The sequence below is a fragment of the Deltaproteobacteria bacterium genome (assembly GCA_016235345.1).
Lineage (GTDB): Bacteria > Desulfobacterota > Desulfobacteria > Desulfobacterales > Desulfatibacillaceae > JACRLG01.
In genome coordinates, this window is the sequence record JACRLG010000023.1 from 74,034 (window position 1) to 94,656 (window position 20,623).

The 20,623-nt window shown below is 57.4% G+C and carries 21 protein-coding genes and 1 pseudogene; 13 read left to right on the forward strand and 9 right to left on the reverse strand.

What is annotated here, in order from left to right; genetic code table 11:
- Positions 1 to 190 precede the first annotated feature (190 nt).
- The 6 genes from HZB23_10975 (at position 191) to HZB23_11000 (ending at position 3,963) form a co-directional block, all read left to right on the forward strand.
- On the forward strand, positions 191 to 436 hold the full coding sequence (locus HZB23_10975) for an AtpZ/AtpI family protein (GenBank protein MBI5845178.1): 246 nt from the start codon (positions 191 to 193) through the stop codon (positions 434 to 436).
- A gap of 37 nt (positions 437 to 473) precedes the next feature.
- Positions 474 to 896, forward strand: a complete 423-nt coding sequence (locus tag HZB23_10980; GenBank protein MBI5845179.1) for an ATP synthase subunit I — start codon at positions 474 to 476, stop codon at positions 894 to 896.
- 40 nt (positions 897 to 936) lie between these two features.
- On the forward strand, positions 937 to 1,590 hold the full coding sequence (gene atpB / locus HZB23_10985) for a F0F1 ATP synthase subunit A (GenBank protein ID MBI5845180.1): 654 nt from the start codon (positions 937 to 939) through the stop codon (positions 1,588 to 1,590).
- A 235-nt stretch (positions 1,591 to 1,825) separates the two neighbouring features.
- The gene (gene atpE / locus HZB23_10990; protein MBI5845181.1) at positions 1,826 to 2,113 is read left to right on the forward strand and encodes an ATP synthase F0 subunit C; all 288 of its coding nucleotides are present in this window, start codon (positions 1,826 to 1,828) and stop codon (positions 2,111 to 2,113) included.
- Between the two features lie 386 nt (positions 2,114 to 2,499).
- Positions 2,500 to 3,315 carry an acyltransferase family protein gene (locus tag HZB23_10995; protein ID MBI5845182.1) on the forward strand — a complete coding sequence of 272 codons (816 nt, stop codon included), beginning with the start codon at positions 2,500 to 2,502 and terminating at the stop codon, positions 3,313 to 3,315.
- Positions 3,316 to 3,471: 156 nt separating this feature from the next.
- Positions 3,472 to 3,963 carry a nuclear transport factor 2 family protein gene (locus HZB23_11000; protein ID MBI5845183.1) on the forward strand — a complete coding sequence of 164 codons (492 nt, stop codon included), beginning with the start codon at positions 3,472 to 3,474 and terminating at the stop codon, positions 3,961 to 3,963.
- Between the two features lie 13 nt (positions 3,964 to 3,976).
- On the opposite strand, the gene HZB23_11005 is transcribed toward HZB23_11000, so the two are convergent.
- The 4 genes from HZB23_11005 to HZB23_11020 all read right to left on the reverse strand — a co-directional run bounded on the left by HZB23_11005 (position 3,977) and on the right by HZB23_11020 (position 10,163).
- Positions 3,977 to 4,600, reverse strand: a complete 624-nt coding sequence (locus HZB23_11005; GenBank protein MBI5845184.1) for a hypothetical protein — start codon at positions 4,598 to 4,600, stop codon at positions 3,977 to 3,979.
- Positions 4,601 to 4,602: 2 nt separating this feature from the next.
- Positions 4,603 to 5,733 carry an AAA family ATPase gene (locus tag HZB23_11010; GenBank protein ID MBI5845185.1) on the reverse strand — a complete coding sequence of 377 codons (1,131 nt, stop codon included), beginning with the start codon at positions 5,731 to 5,733 and terminating at the stop codon, positions 4,603 to 4,605.
- A 72-nt stretch (positions 5,734 to 5,805) separates the two neighbouring features.
- Positions 5,806 to 8,994 (reverse strand): efflux RND transporter permease subunit, encoded by a 3,189-nt coding sequence (locus tag HZB23_11015; protein MBI5845186.1) that lies wholly within the window; start codon positions 8,992 to 8,994, stop codon positions 5,806 to 5,808.
- A complete protein-coding gene (locus HZB23_11020; GenBank protein MBI5845187.1) occupies positions 8,991 to 10,163 on the reverse strand; it encodes an efflux RND transporter periplasmic adaptor subunit in 1,173 nt (390 codons plus the stop codon). The genes HZB23_11015 and HZB23_11020 overlap by 4 nt, the downstream gene beginning before the upstream one ends.
- A 99-nt stretch (positions 10,164 to 10,262) precedes the next feature.
- On the opposite strand from HZB23_11020, the gene HZB23_11025 reads away from it, so the two are divergent.
- Entirely contained in the window at positions 10,263 to 10,505 is a 243-nt protein-coding gene (locus tag HZB23_11025; protein ID MBI5845188.1) for a hypothetical protein, read from the forward strand.
- Positions 10,506 to 10,603: 98 nt separating this feature from the next.
- Here the strand turns inward: HZB23_11025 and HZB23_11030 are convergent.
- A pseudogene (locus HZB23_11030) lies at positions 10,604 to 10,764 on the reverse strand (type II toxin-antitoxin system HicB family antitoxin).
- 327 nt (positions 10,765 to 11,091) lie between these two features.
- On the opposite strand from HZB23_11030, the gene dsrA reads away from it, so the two are divergent.
- The 4 genes from dsrA (at position 11,092) to HZB23_11050 (ending at position 15,146) form a co-directional block, all read left to right on the forward strand.
- A complete protein-coding gene (dsrA, locus tag HZB23_11035; protein MBI5845189.1) occupies positions 11,092 to 12,405 on the forward strand; it encodes a dissimilatory-type sulfite reductase subunit alpha in 1,314 nt (437 codons plus the stop codon).
- Positions 12,406 to 12,416: 11 nt separating this feature from the next.
- Positions 12,417 to 13,565 carry a dissimilatory-type sulfite reductase subunit beta gene (gene dsrB / locus HZB23_11040; protein MBI5845190.1) on the forward strand — a complete coding sequence of 383 codons (1,149 nt, stop codon included), beginning with the start codon at positions 12,417 to 12,419 and terminating at the stop codon, positions 13,563 to 13,565.
- A 316-nt stretch (positions 13,566 to 13,881) separates the two neighbouring features.
- A complete protein-coding gene (locus HZB23_11045; GenBank protein MBI5845191.1) occupies positions 13,882 to 14,115 on the forward strand; it encodes a dissimilatory sulfite reductase D family protein in 234 nt (77 codons plus the stop codon).
- Positions 14,116 to 14,420: 305 nt separating this feature from the next.
- Positions 14,421 to 15,146 (forward strand): TetR/AcrR family transcriptional regulator, encoded by a 726-nt coding sequence (locus tag HZB23_11050; GenBank protein ID MBI5845192.1) that lies wholly within the window; start codon positions 14,421 to 14,423, stop codon positions 15,144 to 15,146.
- An 87-nt stretch (positions 15,147 to 15,233) separates the two neighbouring features.
- Here the strand turns inward: HZB23_11050 and HZB23_11055 are convergent, their stop codons facing one another.
- From HZB23_11055 to HZB23_11070, 4 genes are all read right to left on the reverse strand, one after another.
- The gene (locus tag HZB23_11055; protein MBI5845193.1) at positions 15,234 to 16,232 is read right to left on the reverse strand and encodes a radical SAM protein; all 999 of its coding nucleotides are present in this window, start codon (positions 16,230 to 16,232) and stop codon (positions 15,234 to 15,236) included.
- A gap of 187 nt (positions 16,233 to 16,419) precedes the next feature.
- Positions 16,420 to 17,187, reverse strand: a complete 768-nt coding sequence (locus tag HZB23_11060) for an SDR family NAD(P)-dependent oxidoreductase (GenBank protein MBI5845194.1) — start codon at positions 17,185 to 17,187, stop codon at positions 16,420 to 16,422.
- 256 nt (positions 17,188 to 17,443) lie between these two features.
- On the reverse strand, positions 17,444 to 18,289 hold the full coding sequence (locus HZB23_11065) for an Mrp/NBP35 family ATP-binding protein (protein ID MBI5845195.1): 846 nt from the start codon (positions 18,287 to 18,289) through the stop codon (positions 17,444 to 17,446).
- 124 nt (positions 18,290 to 18,413) lie between these two features.
- Positions 18,414 to 19,190 (reverse strand): hypothetical protein, encoded by a 777-nt coding sequence (locus HZB23_11070; protein MBI5845196.1) that lies wholly within the window; start codon positions 19,188 to 19,190, stop codon positions 18,414 to 18,416.
- A gap of 57 nt (positions 19,191 to 19,247) precedes the next feature.
- Between HZB23_11070 and HZB23_11075 the strand changes: the two genes are divergently transcribed.
- Both HZB23_11075 and HZB23_11080 read left to right on the forward strand, forming a co-directional pair.
- Positions 19,248 to 20,333 carry an HD domain-containing protein gene (locus tag HZB23_11075; GenBank protein ID MBI5845197.1) on the forward strand — a complete coding sequence of 362 codons (1,086 nt, stop codon included), beginning with the start codon at positions 19,248 to 19,250 and terminating at the stop codon, positions 20,331 to 20,333.
- On the forward strand, positions 20,330 to 20,623 hold the full coding sequence (locus HZB23_11080) for a hypothetical protein (GenBank protein MBI5845198.1): 294 nt from the start codon (positions 20,330 to 20,332) through the stop codon (positions 20,621 to 20,623). Before HZB23_11075 ends, HZB23_11080 begins: the two co-directional genes overlap by 4 nt.

Consider the following 20,623-nt stretch of genomic DNA (forward strand, 5'->3'; position numbering starts at 1 on the left):
TTTTGCTTGTGTCAACACGCTTGTCGGGATAATGATTCCCCGGTCTTTTTTGATGAGGCGAAAAGGGGGCGGCCCTTAAAAAGGAAAGCGCCCCCGGCCATGCGCAAAAAAGGATTTGGTGTTGACTTGGCCACAAGGCTTTGGTATGGGCAACAGTCCCCTTCGGGATTGAAAGGCAGTGAAAGGCCAAATGGGCCGGGAAGACGAAAAAAGGCAGTTTTACCGGGACCTTGCTTTCATAAGCACGGCGGGGCTGTCATTCGGCTTTTCCATAGCCATCGGCCTTTTTATAGGGATATGGCTGGACAAGAGCGTTTTCGGCACTTCCCCGTGGTGCACCCTGATCTTTCTGGGCTTCGGGATCGCGGCGGGCTACCGGAACCTCTGGCTGATATACACGCGGGCCAGGAAGTTGGACACCCAGGAAAAAAAATGACCCTGCCCGGTTTGCGGCAGGGCCACAGGGCTTATTGATGCAAAAGGCGCAAGACGAAAAACCGGCAAGCCGGGACGGAGCGGAGGAGAGAATCTATTCCTTCGTGACAAGGTCCAATCCCTTCATTCTTGGAGGGGCGGCCCTGTGCGCCTTCGTGTTCGCCCCGCCCAGGTTTTTTCTGGGGGTCCTTCTGGGCGGCCTGATCGTGACCGTCAATTTCGCGCTTTTGTTCCGCACCCTTAAAAAGGCGCTGGCCCCGGGCAACACCCAAGGATACGCCCCGGTGCTGGCCAAGTATTATCTGCGCTTCATGGCAAGCGCCATCATCATTTTCGTTCTTATGGCCACCCGCATCGTCCACCCCATCGGCCTCATCCTTGGCCTTTCCGTGGTGGTGGTGAGCATAGTGGCCGCATTGGTTAATGAATTGAAATTTCATTCGGTGAAGGAGGCTGGCTGACGTGGAGCATCCGTATCTGTTCCTTACAAAGTTGGCGGAGATGTTCGGGGTAAGTTCCCAGACTGCTTTCGACTACAAGCACGTGTTCTATACGTGGTTCGCAATGGCGCTCATGCTGGGCTTCGGTTTCGTGGCCACCCGTGGCTTGAAGCTGGTGCCGGGCAAGGGCCAGAATTTTCTGGAACTCATCGTGGGCGGCATCGAGGATTTCATGGTGTCCGTGACCGGCGAGGAGGGCCGCTGGCTGCTCCCCATCACCGCAACGGTCTTCATCTACATTCTCGTCTGCAACCTCATGGGGCTTTTTCCGGGATTCTTTCCGCCCACCGCCGACATCAACACAACGGCAAGCTGCGCGGTGACGGTTTTTGCCGTCACCCACATCATCGGCATCAAGTATCACGGCATAAAGTACATCAAGCACTTCACCGGCCCCGTGGCGGCCCTCATCCCCCTGTTCCTGGTGCTGGAAATCATCGGGCACTGCGCGCGGGTGCTTTCCCTCTCCTTCCGTCTTTTCGGAAACATGATGGGCCACGAACTGGTGCTGGGCATTCTTTTCATGCTGGCGGGCGCGTTTTTCGCCCCGCTTCCCATCATGGCCCTGGGCGTCTTCGTGTCCCTGGTTCAGGCCTTCGTGTTCTTCCTGCTTTCCACCATTTATTTTGCAGGGTCCATGGAGCACGCGCATTAGGATTTTTTTGGCAGCCTAAGGCCAATCGGAAAAACTGGAAACAAAGCCTGGATAAAAACGATGAAGTGCAAGGAGTGCGAAAAGCTGATGAGAGAGCGTACGCTTTTGTACGTGACCGAAATCGGCTTTGAAGCACGACACAGCAATTCGCGTTATTAGACAGGCTGGCATTGCGGTACGGGTTTTTGGAAGAAGCCCGCAGAAAAAACATAATCGTTAAAGGAGAAGTTGATCAATGGAACAATCAGTCAATGCTTTGAGCGTGCTCATCGCCGCCATGACGGCGGCAGGTTTCGGAATCGCAATCGCGGCTTTCGGCTGCGGCATCGGCCAGGCTCTTGGTCTGAAGGCCGCCGTTGAGGGTATCGCCCGCAATCCCGAGGCTTCGGGCAAAATCATGACCACCATGCTTATCGGTCTGGCCATGATCGAGTCTCTTTGTATTTACGCTCTGGTCGTCGCGCTGCTTCTCATCTTCGTGGCGCCCCAGGGTGTTGATCTCAAGGCTCTGGTTGCAGGTTAAGACGCCCGTGCGGACGGGGTTCGTCCCCATCCGCACCCGCATCTGAAAAAAAAGGCCGCCGGGAGTAGTCCTCCCGGCGGCCTTTTTTTTGTGAATCCTGCGTAAAAACGCGAACTGCTGTGTCGTGCTTCAAAGCCGGCTCCGCCACGTACTTTCAGCACGCTTGCTCGTCGGCTTTTCGCTCTCCTTGCATTTCATCGTTTTTACGCAGGATTCACGCTTCTGCATAAAAAAATGCGAACAGATGCGTTACGCTTCAAAGCTCCGCATTGCGCCAAAAGCACACCTTCTTTTCTGTCTGTCTTTCTTGCATTTTATGGTTTTTGCGCATAAGTTACATTCCTGCCTTTCAGATTGCCACCAATCAACAATGAGGACTGCCCCACATGAACCTCGGCACTTTTTTAAGAAAAAAGGCGGTTTCAGGCGAACTTTCTCGCCTTGTGGACTCCATGCCCCTTTCCGTTGGCTCACTGGGCTACGACCCCTGGGGCTTCAACACCGAAGACGCCAAGGTGGGGCTCACGGTTCTCAAGTGGTTTTTCGACAACTATTTCCGGGTGACCGTGCACGGGCTGGAAAATGTACCCACAACCGGCCCCCTTCTGGTGATTCCCAACCATGCGGGCCAGCTTCCCACCGACGGCATGATGATAGGGGTGGCCCTGGCCACCAACCCCGACGGCCCCCGCGCGGCAAGGGCCATGGTGGAGCGCTTCGCCTTTCACCTTCCCTTTGTGGGCAACACGCTGAATCGCGTGGGGGCTGTGGTGGGCGATCCGGTGAACTGCATAAGGATGCTGAACCGGGGCGAGGCCGTGATCGTTTTCCCCGAAGGCGCTCGCGGCGGCGGCAAGGTCTGGGCCAAGCGATACCAGTTGCAGGGCTTCGGAAACGGCTTCATGCACATGGCCCTTGAAACCGGCGCTACCATTGTACCCGTGGGTGTGGTTGGCTCCGAGGAGACAATGCCCGCGCTGGTGAATTTAAAGCCCCTGGCGAAAATCCTGGGCTGGCCGTCCTTTCCCCTCACCATTCCCTTTCCGCTTCCAGCCCGGTTCATCATCAATTTCGGCGAGCCCATGCGTTTTTCCGGCGACGTGGAAAGCGAGGAGGACGTGGCGAAAATGGTGCAGCAGGTGAAGGACGAGGTGAGGCGGCTGGTGGACAAGGGGCTTGCAGAGCGGAAAAAGATATATTGATGGCTTGTTTGATATTTTCGATGGGAGGGTTTTGCCCTGGGAGCGCGGGCGTCCCGCCCGCTTTTATAACCAATGCGGGCGGGACGCCCGCGCTCCCAGGGAAACCGTTTTCGACCGCTTTTGAGAAACCCGTGCGGATAATTCGAGGAAAAAGCCATGAAATACGCAGAGGCTCTTAAGTGGAGCGACGAGATCGAGACGGTGGAGCCGGGCTCCGAAGCCGAAAAGGCCGCCATGGAGCGGTTTAAGGCGTATTTTTCATCGGTGAACGAAGCCACGGTCCACGCCATGACCCGCCAGCTTTACGCGGACCATGTCTATTTCAACGACACCCTTAAAACATTCATGCGGGCCGCAGACATAGAGCGCTATTTTGCCCGCACTTCAAGGATGCTTTCGGTTTTTTCCGTTACCCTGGACGGCGTTGCCCGCACCGGCAAGGATTACTACGTGTGCTGGACCATGGAGATAAGGTTTCGGCGCATCCGCAAGGACAGATCATACGTGTCCCACGGCATGAGCAGGATTAGGCTCGATAAAGACGGCAGGGTGGTCCTTCACCAGGATTTCTGGGACTCGGCCAAAAACTTCTTCGGCCACATCCCGGTTTTAGGAGCCGCCATAAAGCTCACCAGGAGAATGGTGTGAGAGCGTAGGATAATCAGGAAAAAAGCCGGTTAAGCCAGGAAACGAATACTGCGGCGCTTGGGGTGTTCGGATCGAGGTACTTTGCGGTTATGGAGGTTCCCAGGGGTTTGCCCGGTTCCTCCTGCCACGCAAGCCAGGTGTGGATAAGGGCCTTTGGGCGCTTGGGATCGGAAAATTTGCGCTCTCCCTGTGGTATGCCATCGATGCTCGCTTCGGCGTGAGCAAAAAGCGGGGAGCCTTCCGGGACCAGAACTCGAAGAAAATCCTCAAGGATGCCGTTGGTGCGGTTATCCGGCATTATCCAGACGCCGAAACGGGGAAGCAGGGAATCTTCGGTCGGCTCAACGACTGTGCCATCCGGCGATGGGTTGACCGGCACTGAAATGTAACCATTTGTTACAAGGATGTTACGGATTGACTGCCAGCGGGCGGCAAGGTTGGCGTCGGCGTCAACCACTACCCCCACCTGCCCTTCCTGCGCTGATTTGAGACGAACGGGAAGGGCCTCCAACAGATTATCTATTCCCTCGCAGTCCTTGATTTTTTCGATATGCGGCCCTTGGAGATTTCCGCACAGGTGCTTTACCACGTACTCGTCATCCTTGCCTTCAACCAGTAGAATCTGTTTGGCGGCCATTTTCAGCGCACCTCAATGCGTTCGCGGGTGACAACGGCAAGTTCGTCCTCACGGAACAGTGTGGGGATGATCCTGTCGTCCTTGCGGTAGAGGCGCACCAGCACCCCCTCTTCGGGGTCTTCGGCGGCGGCTTCCTGGAAAGCCTCTATTGCGTCCCAACTGTGGGTTGTGGCGAAAACCTGTATATCAAGCCGCCTTGCCAGCTCGAAGACCAGCTTCCAGGCTTTCGGCTGCACCGAGTAGTGAAGCCCGTTTTCGAACTCGTCTATCAATAATATCCCGCCCTTGGCGTTCACCAGCATCAGAATCATCTGGAAAAGCCGATTCATGCCGTCGCCAAAGGAGCGCAGGGGAACCGGGCGGGACATGCCTTCGGCGCGGGTAATGGCTTTGCGACCTATAGCGGAATTTTCTTCGCCAACCATGGAGATAGCTGAAATTTTTGGATCAATTATTTTCAAAGCATCAATGACGTCTTTTTCAAGTTCCGATAAAGCCACATTGTCCCAAAGTTGCCCAACAATTCCAGGAATATCTACCCCAACCGGACTTAAATAAAGGCAAGGCATTGGTTGCTCATCCAATTTTTCATAACCACTGGAAGACCAATAATCAAAGGATGAATTCCAAATTGAGTCTGTCAGTGGAACCATATGGGGAGTGTCGTTGATGGATATTTCGAGTCCTGGACGTTTGCCTATAAGGACACGTAACTGTACTAAATCTTGTATTGTATCATTATTTTTTTGAGGTTCTGTAACTGGGAGCCAAGTTGGCTTTATCAATATTTTCATATTGTAATCAATGCCACTTGAGTCAATAACTATTGAATTCAATTTTTCTGAAAATTTTGGGAATCCGATAAAGAGGCTCGTTAAATAAAAAGAACCATCAGCTTCTATTGGCTTTATGTTTCCAAAAATCGGCTCAATTATTTCTTCCCGATATTTAAGAATGGAACGGATGACAGCGAGTGACGCTTTTGAAGCCAACAGCCTTATCGCCTCCAGCACCGTTGATTTTCCGCTGTTGTTGCGGCCCGTTATCAGGTTCACCCGGCCAAGGCCGTTAAGCTCCATCTTTTTGATGGCGCGGAAATTTTCGATAACGAGGTTTTCGATCTTCGGCTTCATGGCCCTGCTCCCCTGGGTAAAGCGACGGTCAATGTGCTGTTTTCAGGAGAATATCCCATCCTGCGGCTCCTTTCAACGCTTTTTCTGCATGTAGTACAGTATGGGCACCGTCATGCGGGAAAAGATCAGGGAGGCCATTTCCCCGAACATGAGGGAAACCGCAAGGCCCTGGAAAATGGGGTCGAAAAGTATCACCCCCGCGCCCACAACAACTGCGGCGGCGGTTAGGAGCATGGGCCGGAAGCGCACCGCGCCAGCGTCTATCACGGCTTGGTCTAAGGGCATTCCCTCGGAAACCCGAAGCTCGATGAAGTCCACAAGTATTATGGAGTTGCGGACGACTATTCCAGCGCCCGCTATGAAGCCGATCATGGAGGTTGCGGTGAAAAAGGCCCCAAGCGCCCAGTGGGCGGGCAGAATGCCGATAAGCGAAAAGGGGATGGCCGCCATTATCACTATGGGCGTTAGGAAGCTCTGGAACCAGCCGGTCACCAGGAAGAAGATGAGGATCAGGACGGCGGCGAAGGCGATGCCAAGGTCGCGGAAGACCTCGTAGGTTATGTGCCACTCGCCATCCCACTTCATGGCGTATTTTTGGTCGCTTGTCGGCAGGCTGGCCGTGTGCTGGCGCATGGCGTAGCCTTCGGGGAGGACCATCGCCTTTATTTTTTCGGCGAGGCCAATAATGGCGTAAACCGGGCTTTCCTTGGCCCCGGCCACGTCGCCTGTGACGTAGACCACGGGCATCAGGTTCTTGTGGTAAATTGCCTCGTCGCGTTCAAGAACCACCGGCTTCACAAGGGCTGAAAGGGGCACCATGGATCCGTCTGCGGCGGTGAGTTTGAGGCTCGTTAAGCGGTTTACGTCGGTGCGCTCGGAAAAGGGCAGGACAACCGTTATGGGCAGGTCCTCGCGCTCCATCGGCTTGTGAACGAGCCCTGCCTGAGCGCCCTTTTCGGCCAGGGAAATCGCCGCCACCACCCTCTGGGCCGCTATGCCGTGGAGGGCCGCCTTTTCCTGGTCCACAACGAAAACCAGGCGCTTCTGGTCGTCCTCCATGTAGGTGTCCGCGTCAACCACGCCAACAGCCTCGTCGAAGATTTTCAGAAGGTCCTTTGCTATCTCCTTCTGGCGCTTGTAATCCGGGCCGTAAACCTCGGCCACCAGGGTCGATAGCACGGGCGGGCCGGGCGGCACCTCGGCAACCTTCACCCGCGCCCCGTATTTTTTGGCTATGGCGATCATGGGCGGCCTGGCCCTTTTGGCCACCTCGTGGCTGGGCTGGCTCCTTTTCTGCTTTTCTGCCAGATTCACCTGTATTTCCGCCACGTTGGTTCCGCTTCTCAAATCATAGTGGCGCACAAGGCCGTTGAAATTGAAGGGCGCGGCGCATCCGGCGTAAACCTGATAATTTTCCACCTCGTTCATGCGGCCAAGGTATTCGCCCATTTCAAGGGCGCAGGCCGTTGTGGTTTCAAGGGTGGCGCTTTCCGGCATGTCCAGGATCACCGAAAATTCGCTCTTGTTGTCAAAGGGGAGCATCTTAACCGTGACCAGCCCCAAGGCCACCATGCTCATGGCTCCAAAAAGCAGCAGGATCACCACCAGGAGGAATGTCCACCGGATTACGGGCCTGTGGATCAAAGGCCCCATCGCTTTTCTGTAGAGCCTCGTGGACCAGTCCTCGCTTTCGGTGTGATGCCCGGTGCCTATGCGCGGCAAAAGCCGCAGGGCCGCCCAGGGGGTGACGATGAAGGCCACCAGGAGCGAAAAGATCATGGCCGCAGTGGCACCCACCGGGATGGGGCGCATGTAGGGTCCCATGAGGCCACCCACCGCCGCCATGGGAAGGATTGCCGCAATAACCGTGAGAGTGGCCAGAATCGTGGGGTTGCCAACCTCGTCAACCGCCTTTAACGCCACCACGCTTCCCGGAAGGTTGCGGTTTTCGGGAAGCCTGAAGTGGCGCACCATGTTTTCCACCACCACGATGGCGTCGTCCACCAGGATGCCGATGGAAAATATGAGGGCGAAAAGGGTGATGCGATTCAAGGTGTAGCCGTAGAGATAGAACATGAAAAGGGTGAGCGCCAGCGTGACGGGTATCGCCAGGAGAACGACGCCCGATTCCCGGCGGCCCAGGGTGAGAGCCACCAGAATGGTGACCGAAAGCACCGCCAGAAACATGTGGAACAGAAGCTCGTCGGATTTTTCCCTGGCCGTGTTCCCGTAGTTGCGGGTTATGCTGACCTCGATGTTGCCGGGGATGACCTCGCCCTTCAGCTCCTCCACCCTCTTTAATATGTTGTTCGCCACAGATACCGCGTTTTCACCCTTGCGCTTGGCAACCGAGAGGGTGACTGCCGGTTCCACGCCGTTTCGGACCTCTTTTTCCGATTTTTCACCGGCGGGGCCATTGCCCATGAAAACGTACTGGGAAGGCTCCTCCGGGCCGTCAATAACCCTTGCCACGTCCTTCACGTAAACGGGCTTTCCCGCGTAAACCCCCGCCACCACGCTTTCCACGTCCCGGGCGTCCTTCAAAAACGAGCCCGCGTGAACCTGGATTTCGCCTTCCGGGCTTGGAAAGGAGCCCGCGCCGGTTTCCTGGTTGGCTGCGGCGAGTATGGCCGGAATGGTATCGGGGCTTACGCCGTAAGCCGCAAGCCTTGCCGGGTCCAGAAGAACGCGCAGCGTCCGGCGGGCTCCGCCCGTAATGGTTGTGATGGAGACGTTGGGCGCGCGCTTGATGCGGGTTTCCACCTCCGCCGCCACCCGGCGCAGGGTGAAGTGGTCGGCGTCCTTTGAATGAAAGGTGAGGGCCAGGATCGGCACGTCGTCGATGTAGCGGGGTTTGACCAGGGGCTGGGAAACGCCTGCGGGAATCCTGTCGTAGTTGGCGAGCAGCTTGGATTGAAGCCTTACTATGCTTCTTTCCTCGTCCTGGCCGACTTTAAAGCGCACCACGGCCATTGAGGAGCCGGGGCTCGACGTGGAATAGACGTACTCCACCCCCGGAATCTCCCACAGTAGCTTTTCCATGGGGTTGGTGACGCGCTCCTCCACCTCCTTTGCCGAGGCGCCGGGCATGGAGACGAAAACGTCCACCATTGGGACTATGATCTGGGGCTCCTCCTCACGGGGCAGTCTTACAACCGCGAAATAGCCCAGAAGGAGCGATGCCGCCACGATAAGGATCGTGAGCTTGGAGTTGATGAAGGCTTTGGCGATTACGCCCGCAGGGCCTAAGGTTTGCTTCATCTTGCGGCCTCCACCTTTTCGCCGTCGGAAAGCCCGGCGGGCGGAGCCGCCACGTAGCGGGTTCCTTCGGAAAGTCCGGAGACTATCTCCGCCCTGCCGTCGCCCGTGGCCCCCACCCGCACCATGCGAAGGCGGGCCGCGTTCTTTCCGTCCACCACGAAAAGGGCCTCAAGCTGGCCGTGGCGCACCACGGCGGACTCCGGCACCGTGAGAACCCGGGCGGACTTTACGGGGATATCGGTTCTTGCAAACATGCCGGAGCGCAGGGCCGGGTCTTTCGGAAGATCGGCCTGGACCGTCACCGTGCGGCTCTTCTCGTCGGCTGAGGGCAGTATGGCCCGGATAACGGCGGTGTAAGGATCGGCTGAAGCGCCCGAAACCGACACCGCAAGCCTCTGGCCGACCGCCAGCGAACCTGCCAGTGATTCGGGAACACCTATGTCCGCCCTCTGGCCCGAAAAGCTCTCAAGCGCCAGGAGGGGCGCTCCCGGCGAGGCGAGGTCGCCCGCCGACACGTATTTTTTGGTCACCACCCCGTCGTAGGGGGCGCGGACCTGGGCGTCCCGCACGCTCACCCCCACTTCGGCCTGTCCGGCCACCGCCTGGCCGATCCTTTGCGAAGCCGCGTCCACCGAGGCTTTTGCCTGGTTCACTGCCGCTTCGGCATTATCGCGCGAAGCTTTCGCCTGGTCGAATTCCTGGAAGCTCACCAGATGATCGGCGTGGAGCTTTTCAAAGCGCCTGAAGGTGGCCTCGGCCAGCCGAAACTGGGCCCTGGCGGATTCCAGGGCCGAAAGGGCCGCGTTTTTGGCCTGCCGGGCCTCGGCAACGGCGGCCCCGGCTTTCTGGGCGGAAGCGTCGATCGCGGTGGGATCGATGAAGACGAGAACCTCGCCCGCCCGCACCCGGCTTGCCTCCTCCACCGTAACAGAGGTGATCACGCCCATGATCTTGGCCGAAAGCGTGGAGGCTTCCCTGGCCCTCACCGTGCCCACAACCTGGATGGTTCCGGTCGAATCCGCAGTAGCGGCGGTTTCAATTTTAACGGACTTGGGAGGTGAAGTCGGGGCATCCGAGACGCCGGGTTCTATTTTGTCGTGGCAGGCGGTAAAAACCGAAAGGGCCATTATGGCCGCCATTGTCAGAACCGGGCTTTTGCGCATGGGCATGGAAAGGTCCTCCAAATTGCATGATCGGCATTCAAACAATGCACATATACGAATCGGCCACAAGTTTAATCACTTGAGTAGGTTTTGCAAGGAATAAAAATGAAAATCATTTCTATTTTGTTTTCAGACAGGGCAACAATGGTGAACGGGTTCCATATACCAGTTTTTTTTGCGGCAAACAAGGCGGTTGGGGGGATCGGCAGAGGGGCCGGGCAGGTTTCAGCGGTCGGACAAAAAGATTATCACCGCAGAGCTTACGATCAGAACCACCGTAATGATGGCGAGGGTTTCAACAAGGTTTTCAAGAAAAAAGTCCACAGCGGCTCCGGGTTTTTCGGTTAGAGGTCTTTGCGGCCTACAATTGTAGCCGTCAAGCAGAGTTGGTATGTAGAATGCTGTTTCCTATGCGGGCGGGACGCCCGCGCTCCCAGGGGCGACGGTCAGAATTTGGTTTCAAGGCCGTCCGCCAGAACCCTGAGGGCAATGGCCTTGGCCTTTATCACGGCTTCCTCCCTAGTGTTTCCATAAGCCAATGCCCCAGGGATGTCCATCACCTCGGTATCCATCGCCCGTCGTCTTCCCGGTCGGTCTTGATTCTCATTTCAAACGCCTTCCGTTCGAATTTATCAGCTTTTCAGCCCGACTTTCTTCATCATGCCGGAAACGCCCTTTTTCGTCAATGCAGGTTTTGTTCTTCTGCTTCCCCGGCGTGGTTTTGGGTTGACAAAGATTGACCGATTTAATAAAGCCTGTACGTTATTTTAAGGGAAGAATAGGAAAAAGGGAAGGCAATCTCCCCTTAGTTAGACATAAAACTTAAAAAAATCAAGATGTTGTGTTCCGAGAGGAGGTGGCTGGAACCTAGCTGCCACGGCAAGTCGAGGCGTAATCAAAGCTGTTTTAATTTCACATCAACTGGAGGGAAACGATGGCGAAACACGCAACTCCCTTGTTGGACCAACTGGAGAGCGGCCCGTGGCCGAGCTTCGTGTCCGACATCAAGCAGGAGGCTGAAAGCAGGAAGTCCAAGGTCGGTAAGGTGGAGTTCCAGGTTGCAGTGGACACCCCCGAAGACATTCTGGGCATTTTGGAGCTTTCCTACAAGCATGGCCGCACCCACTGGAAGCACGGCGGAATCGTGGGCGTGTTCGGTTACGGCGGCGGCGTCATCGGCCGCTACTGCGACCAGCCCGAAGCATTCCCCGGCGTGGCCCATTTCCACACCATCCGCGTTAACCAGCCGGGCGGCAAGTTCTACTCCACCGAGTTCCTGAAGGGCCTTTGCGACCTGTGGGAACTTCGCGGATCAGGCATCACCAACATGCACGGCTCCACGGGCGACATCGTTCTCATCGGCACCCAGACCGAGCAGCTCGAAGAGTTCTTCTATGATCTGACCCACAAGTTCAACCAGGACCTGGGCGGCTCAGGCTCCAACCTGCGCACCCCCTCCGACTGCATCGGTTCGGCCCGCTGCGAATACGCCTGCTACGACACCCAGGCCCTTTGCTACGCGCTGACCATGGAATTCCAGGACGAACTTCATCGCCCGGCCTTCCCCTACAAGTTCAAGTTCAAGTTCGACGGCTGCCCCAACTGCTGCGTGGCCTCCATCGCCCGAAGCGACATGAGCTTCATCGGCACCTGGCGCGACAAGATCAAGGTTGACCAGAAGACCGTTGCCGCTTACGTTGGCGGCGAAGTTCCGCCCAACGCAGGCGCGCACTCCGGACGCGACTGGGGCAAGTTCGACATCGTAAAGGAAGTCGTGAATCTTTGCCCCACCGGCTGCATGGCATACGAAGGCGGCAAGCTTCTCATCAACGACCGCGAGTGCACCCGGTGCATGCACTGCATCAACGTCATGCCCAAGGCCCTGCGCATCGGTGACGATCGCGGCCTTTCCATCCTGGTGGGCGCAAAAGCCCCCATCCTCGACGGCGCGCAGATGGGTTCGCTCCTGGTTCCCTTCATCAGCGTCGAAGACCCCTATGACGACATCAAAGACGTCATCGGAAAAGTCTGGGACTGGTGGATGGAAGAAGGCAAGAACCGCGAGCGGCTGGGCGAGCTCATCAAGCGTCAGGGTTTCCAGAAGCTTCTGGAAGCGACCGACATTACGCCCGTTCCCCAGCACGTCAAAGAGCCGCGTTCCAACCCCTACATCTTCTGGAAAGAGGAAGAGGTCGAGGGCGGCTGGCAGCGTGACATCAACGAATTCCGCAAGGATCACAACAGATAGGGGGTGTCCCAATGGCGTTTGTTTCCTCAGGCTATGATCCCAAAGAGCCCATGAAGGGCCGTATTACAGACATCGGTCCCCGTCACTACGATGACTTTTATCCGCCCGTCATCGCAAAGAACAAGGGCAAGTGGCTGTATCACGAAATCCTCGAGCCCGGCGTTCTGGTCCACGTGGCCGAGGGCGGCGACGAGGTTTACACGGTCCGCGTCGGCGGCGCACGCCTCATGAGCGTCACCCACATCCGCGAAGCATGCGAAATCGCCGACAAGCATTGCGGCGGCTATCTCCGCTTCACCACCAGGAACAACATAGAGTTTCTGGTGGACAAGAAAGAGAAAGTCGCGGCGCTTAAGGCCGATCTCATGAGCCGCAAGTTTGAGGGCGGTTCCTACAAGTTTCCCGTCGGCGGCACCGGCGCCGGCATCACCAACATCGTCCACACCCAGGGCTGGCTCCACTGCCACACCCCGGCAACCGACGCTTCCGGCCCCGTGAAGGCTGCAATGGACGTCCTGTTCGAGGATTTCCAGAGCATGAGGCTTCCGGCGCACCTTCGCGTGTCTTTGGCCTGCTGCCTCAACATGTGCGGCGCGGTTCACTGCTCCGATATCGCCATCCTGGGCTATCATCGCAAGCCGCCCATGCAGGATCACGAGTACCTTGACAAGATGTGCGAAATCCCTCTTGCCATCGCGGCCTGCCCCACCGCCGCCATCAAGCCCACCAAGCATGAAATGCCGGACGGCACCAAGCTGAACTCGGTGGCCATCAACCAGGAACGCTGCATGTTCTGCGGCAACTGCTACACCATGTGCCCCGCTCTTCCTCTTGCTGACAAAGAGGGCGACGGTATCGTCATCATGGCCGGCGGCAAGGTGAGCAACCGCATTTCCGCTCCCAAGTTCTCCAAGGTTGTCGTGGCCTTCATTCCCAACGAAGTGCCCCGGTGGCCCTCCACCACCAACGTCATCAAGAAGATGGTGGAAGCCTACGCGGCAGGCGCCAACAAGTACGAGCGCCTTGGCGAGTGGGCCGAGCGCATCGGCTGGGAGCGTTTCTTCGAGAAGTGCGAGCTGGAATTCACCCATCATCTCATCGATGATTTCCGTGATCCGGCTTATTATACGTGGCGTCAGACCACCCAGTTCAAGTTTTAACGCCTGTCTAAAAACGCGAACTGCTGTGTCGAGCGTCAAAACCAATTTCGGTCACGTACAAAAGCGTACGCTCCCTCATTGGTTTTTAGCTCTCCTTGCATTTCATCGTTTTTAACCAGGCTCTGGGTGTGCTTTAAAGATCATGATTACTTGCGGCGCGGGCATGGGGGAGAACCTTCCCCGGCCCGCGCCGGAAGCGCTTTTGCGGCGGGCGGGAAAAGATGCCCCTTGGGGCATGAAGCCGCAAGACCCTTTGCGGTGCGGAAGTTGAAAGATTTTTGCACCGTGCCAAACGAGAGGCGGGAAGCCCATGGAACTGGAAGCCGCGAAAAAGTTGATAGTCGAGACCCTGGAAGGCAAAAAGGGCAAGAGCAAGTTCTATCTCAAGGACTTCTATGCCATGTTCGACGACATGGGGCCCAGGGAAGTCAAAAAGATCGTAAACAACATGGTGACCGAGGGAATCCTTGAGTACTGGTCCTCCGGCTCCACCACCCTCATCGGTCTCAAGGGCGTCGGCAAGCAGGCGGCAGCCGAGAACGAAGACTGATAGCGGTTTTGCCGGTTATCCGGCCTTGCGGGGAGATTGGCCTTTTCACGCGAAAAGGGGCGGTCTCCCCGTTTGTTTTTTTGAGGCACCGGGCCGCCCCGGTTTTTCCCCGGAAACGGCTCAATTCCGCCGAATATGCCTGTTGGCCCTCGCACATCCCAAACTGTTCGATTTTACCACATGTTGAACAGGCTTTACTTTTTGAACATGAATGGATTACTATAAAAGGACTCCCTCCGCTGGCCCCAGGAGGCATGAGTCGCGGCGCAAGGCCTTTCCCACGGGGCGATCCGGCAACTGTCAAGATGGAAAAAGAACGGACATTCGATTCAAAAACGCCAGCGTCCGCATCCGGGAAAAAAGAGCGGACCGGCCCCGCCCGCAGAAGGCGCGATGAACCCCTGCAGCCCAAGGGCCGGGTCAGCCGGGACCGGATACTTTCTGCGGCCCGCACGGTTTTCGCCCGCCAGCCCTACAACGCGGCAAGCCTTCGGGCCATAGGCAAGGAGGGGGGCTTTGATCCGCCCCTCATCCATTATTACTTTCCCACCAAGGCCGACCTTTTCGACGCCGTGGTGGAAAACGTCTTCAACCGGATGTTCCAGGCCCAGCTGGCCTGGTATGACGGGCTGGATTATTCGGAACCCGGAAAAGCCCTTACCGACTTCATGGGCCGGGTCTTCGACCACTATCAGACAGACCCGGAATCATACCGCATAATTTTCATAAACATGGCCGTGATAGACGGCAGCGAGCAATTGCCAGGAATGGACAGGGTGGCCGGAATCCTGGCGGCCCTTGGCCAGACCCTTTTCGCGCGCGTGCCCTTTTCCGGAGGAGCCGAGGAAACGGTCTTTTTCATCCACACCTTCATGAATTTCATTCTGCTCTACCTGGGCTCAGCCCCGTGCAAGGGGATGGTTCTCGGCATGGACCACATGGGGCCCGAATACCGCGACTGGGTGATACGGGCCCTGACCTTCCTTTTTCAGCCTGTGCTGGAAAAATACCTGCCAGCCGCCCGAAAATAAAAAAGGGTGAAACCGCAATGATAAGCGGATTCACCCTTACAGGCTCTCGAAAAACGCGATCCGGCCCATAGGCCGGTTTTTTTTGCATCAGCCGTTTTGACGGTAAAACAGGCTGGGGCCTTCCAGAACCCCGCAGTCGGCCTCCCAAAAAATTTTACGGCATTTTTCCGCGTCGGCCCCGCGCCCCTTTTCGGTTTCCTTTTCCGTGTCTCGCGGGTTCGCCCCGATTTCCGCCCACAGAAGGTTCGCGCCCGCCAAAGCCCCTATCACGCAGGGTTCGTGGGTGCAGTTTCCCGTAACGCTCCGGGGCATACCAAGCCTTGTGACCGCAACTATCTGGGCCATCCTAAGCTCGGAGATCATCCCGAATTCAAGAGCCATCCGGGTTCCGGGGATGCTGATGCGCCTGGCCGCGCCGCTGTAGGCCGGGGAAATCGAGGCCGTGAAGGCGATCATGGCGGCCAGTTCCTCGTTTGTATGCTCCGGCCCCACCGGCTCCACGCAGGTTCCCACGATTAGACCCGCCTCCTGAAAGGCGTCGATGCTTTTTTTGCGAAGAAGCGGGTCAATGGCGGTGTCAACCCCTTCGCGCAGGCGCATGGCGTGGTAAACCCCGGAAAAGCCCACGTCCTTCAGCATTTTTGCTTCTGCTGGCGTCCGGTCCCCCACGTTGGCGATTAGCACGGTTTCGGGCCGGATGTTTTTTTTCACCTCCCGGCCCATTTCAAGGAATTTGCCGAAATCGTACTGGGCCGTGGTCATCATGTAAACCGCATTGACGCCTTCGGCTTCGAGCCTTTGGGCGCTTTTGACCGCGAGTTCCGGCGAAAGCTCGAAGGATTCGGTAAAAACCCGGTTGACCGCAGCAAAGGAGCAGAATTGGCACTGCTTGGGGCAGGGCGCAAGATTCAAGGCAAACTGCCCGTGGACCTCGGCCCGGCCCCTGTCAAGTTCGCCGGTGATTTTCCTGGCCTGGGCCATGACGGCGAGACTCTGGGGCGAAGATGGCGGAAGGGCCAGAAGCTCCGCCAGTTCATTTTCGCAAAGAACCTCGCCCGCCCTGGATTTTTCCAGCAGAAAGTCAATGCCGGCCACGTTTTCCCCTATGGATTTTTTAGGATTATCGGTCTTCCTAATGATCCGATCCCAACAGGCCGATGAAAAACGATGAGCCGCAAGGCGTGCGAAAAGCCATAAGAGCCGTGCGTACTAAGGGTACGTGCGGAATTGGCTTTGAAGCAGAACACAGCGGATCGCGTTTTTCGACGGCCTGTTATCTCGCAGCCATGCGGATGGCGGCATCCAGCCGTATGGTCTCGCCGTTCAAAAGCCGGTTTTCGGCGATGTGGAGTGCCAAGGCCGCGTACTCCGAGGGCTGGCCCATGCGCTTGGGGAAGGGCATCATCTGGGAAAGGGCCTCCACCGCCTTTTCGGGAAGCCCCGCCATCATGGGGGTCCAGAAAATTCCAGGGGCGATGGTCATGACCCTTATGCCCACGTCGGCGAACTCGCGGGCCAGGGGGAGGGTTAGGCCGGCCACTGCGGCCTTGGAAGCGGCGTAGGCGGCCTGCCCCACCTGGCCTTCAAAGGCGGCCACCGAAGCGGTATTGATTATGACGCCGCGCTCGCCGTCCGGGCCGGGCTCGTTGGCCGTCATTTTTTCAGCGGCAAGGCGGCAGACGATGACCGTTCCGAAAAGGTTGATGCGCACCACCCTTTCGTAGACGTCCATTGGGATGGGGCCTTTTTTGCCGATGAGCTTTCCGGGGGTGGCCACGCCCGCGCAGTTGACGCAGAAATTGATGGAGCCGAAGGCGGCCATTGTTTTTGTGATGGCTGCGGCCACGCTCTCCTCGCTGGTGACGTCGGTTTTGGCGAAGATGGCGTTTTCGCCCAGGGCGGCGGCGATTTCGTTACCGCGCGCCTCGTCGAAGTCCAGTATGGCGGCCTTTCCGCCAGCCGCCACAATGGCCTCCACCGTTCCCTGGCCAAGGCCCGACGCCCCGCCCGTCACAACAGCCCTGATGTCTTTGCGTTCCATTTTCGAGTCCTTTGCTTATGATTGATGAGTAAGAAACGAGACTGATGTTAATAAATTACAACCTGTTGAAAGCGAAAACTTTTCTGAAGAAATTGCATTGCATTCAATTCACGCCTTTTTACCCGCTTACCCGTAAGTCTCGGCCAGGGGGCTTGAGGGCGATGAAATGCAAGGAAGGCGAGCGAGCGGCGAGGGAGCGTACGCTTTTGTACGTGACCGAGCCGCGAGGCGATGCCTGACGCAGCAGTTCGCGCCCTCAAGCCCCCTGGGTAATTTTATCAACGACGCCGTTAAGCGCCTCCGCAAAGGGCGTGGGTGTGGCCTCGTTGGACGCGGGACGGCCCGTGTCGCAGGCCTTGACCACCGCGAGGTCAAAGGGAATGCTTCCCAGAAAGGGGATATCCGCCTCGTTTGCCGTGCGCTTTCCGCCTTCCGCGTCGCCGAACAGGGCGATCTTCTCCCCGCAGTGGGGGCAGGGAAAGGAGCCCATGTTTTCCACGAGCCCGGCGATCTTCATGTTCATTTTCTTGCAGAAATGGATGGATTTCCTTACGTCGGCGCAGGCCACCTCCTGGGGGGTGCACACGATGACGGCCTCCGCGTCGCCGATCAACTGGGCCACTGTGAGGGGCTCGTCGCCCGTGCCGGGGGGCGCGTCGATGACCAGATAGTCCAGGTCGTCCCACATAACGTCCGCGATGAACTGCCGGATGACGCCGTGCTTGGCGGGTCCGCGCCAGATGACGGCGTGATCGGCTTCGGGCATAAGGGCCTGCATGGAGACGACCTTCAAGTTCTGCGTGAAGGTGTAGGGGATGATGAGGTTTTGCGGGGTGACGTCCAGAAGGGAGTCTATGCCCATTATTTTTGCGATGGAGGGGCCGTGGAGATCGACGTCCAGAAGGCCGGTTTTGAATCCTTTGCGGGAAAGGGCCACCGCGATGTTGGCGGCTATGCTGCTTTTTCCAACGCCGCCCTTGCCGCTCATGACCAGGAGCTTGTGCTTTATGCGTCCAAGGGAGCTTTCGATGAGCTTGTCCTGAAGATCCATGGCGGCGCGGCTTCCACCGCATCCGCCCCCGTTTTGTCCTTGCTGGGCCATTTTACTCGTCCTTTTCATATTGTAAGGAAGCTCCCGCTTCCCGGCCTTTTGAGCAAGGGGGCGAAGGGGCTTCCGTATTAAAAAAGCTCGGTTTCAAACGAAACGAGCAGGCAACATCACAAATTCACGGGCTTTTGACCGGCTCGCCGGGCGCGGCGAGCAAAAAGGGGTTGTCCGTGACCCCCTGGTTGGTGATGAAGCGTTCCGGCCAAAGGGTGAGGGTTTCCCCGTTTTTTCCCGAAAACACCAGGCGGCTTTCCGCCCCGTCCGGGCTCCCGAAAAACTCCACCTTAATAACGCCTTTCCCGTCGGTGTCGTATTCGGCCTTTTGGGGAAAATCCTCCCCGGGCCTGAAAAAAAGCCTCTGGCCCCGGCTGAACAGGCCCCCTGGAATGGAAAGAATCCGGGTGTCCGGATCCTTTGGCGAGTGGGTCAAAATTCCCCTGCCGGGTTTGATCCACACCCGGAAGGCCAGGGACGAGGCCAGCGCCCGCCAGGGTATCCTCATGCCGAAAACTTTGGCTGTAATGCTTCCGTCGGCGTTTCCGCGCAGGATTTTGCCGTCTGCGGCCCACTTCACCGCCACTTGGTCGCCGTCCCCCGCAATGGTGGCCACGGGCTGGCCGAAGGGAGAGAGAAGCTCCATCCTAAGTCTGTCAGGCGGGGCCGAAAGCCAGGCCACCCGCCCCGAAAGCGCGCCGTTTGCGTTTTCCAGCCGAAACCGCCCCACGCCCCTTCTGTCGGAAATTGCGCGGTTTTGGTCGTCAAGCCTTTCGATTAAACTTCCGGCCTCTTTCGCCGCCTCCGTATTCTTCGCCCAGGGCGCAGTGACCGAGCAGGCCGAGGCGAAAACGAAGAGGATCAACAGGAAGATTGCCTGGATTGGTCGTGCGCCGGTCATGCGATCCGGTCCTTAGTAAAAGGGGCTTTCGGGCAAATCCCTTTTTTTTAAGGGGGAATGAGCCCTCATGCATTCTTAGCATTACTATGGTTTCTGTCAAGCATTGCTCATCTTGACGTTGCACAGTATTTGCGACCTGTGCTAATAGTGTTCAGATTGGAATTCATCCGGGTTCCCGTTATTCGTTTCACCCGTAATTTACGCGGAAAAGCGGCGATGCCTTACGATTTGAACGAAATTGTGATCAAGGGCCTCATCGGGCTTGCCAAGCGGGTCGGCAGGGGCGAGAGCGCCAGAAAGGATCCGCTTTTTCTTTTGGCGGACGACCCGGGCTGCCCCCTCATACTCGCCGAGCTTCTGAGGGCCTTCCGGTCCATGACGGCCATACTTGAGGGACGGGCCCTGGAGACCGCCACCGAGCTGAAAAATCTGCGCAGCGAAAACGAGAACATGGCCCTCACCCGCGAGAAGCTCTCGGAGGCCGTGAAGAAACTCCAGGGCGCGTCCCTTGAAACCATCTACCGGCTGGTTCTGGCCGCCGAGTACAAGGACGAGGACACCAGCAGCCACATCCAGCGCATGAGCCATTATTCTGCGGCGGTAGCCAGGTCCATAGGGCTTCCGGAAAACTCGGTGGAGGAAATCCTGCACGCTTCGCCCATGCACGACGTGGGAAAGATCGGCATCCCGGACTGGATATTGCTGAAACCCGGAAAGCTCGACCCCGGCGAGTGGGAGATCATGAAGACCCACACCACCATCGGGGCCGGAATCCTGGAGGATTCCCAGTCTGAGATAATAAGGATAGCGGAGGTGATAGCCATCTCCCACCACGAAAAATGGGACGGTTCCGGCTACCCCTTCGGCCTGAAGGAGGAGGACATCCCGCTTTCGGGCCGCATCGTGGCCATCGCCGACGTGTTCGACGCCTTGACCTCCAAAAGGCCTTACAAGGAGGCGTTTTCGGAGGAGAGGGCCTTCACGATAATCTCCAAGGAAACGGGGCGTCATTTCGACCCGAAAGTGGTGGAGGCCTTCTTCGGAATCCGGGAGGAGATACTTTCCATCAGGTTGAAGTTCAAAGATACAGATTTCATGCCGCCCGCCTTCTGGCGGGGCAACAACAAGCCGGAGCTTCGATGACTACATTTTCAACAAGGCTTCCCAATCTTTCGGGAAAGGTGGTGGTGCTCTACCTCGCCAACCGCAACTACGAACACGTGGTGGTGATGGAAGACCCCATCTACGAGCTTCAGGGGGAACGCCTCTTTCTGTGCGGGTCCATTCCCGAAGGAGTGTCCCCCAACGACTGGGCCACCGGAATAAGAAGCAGCGTGGCCTGGGATCACGTGGAGGAATACCTCGTCTTCGAATCGTTGGAAGATTATCTCTCCCGCGCGGCCCTGGCCGCAGAGGAAGGCTACCTGCAGTAG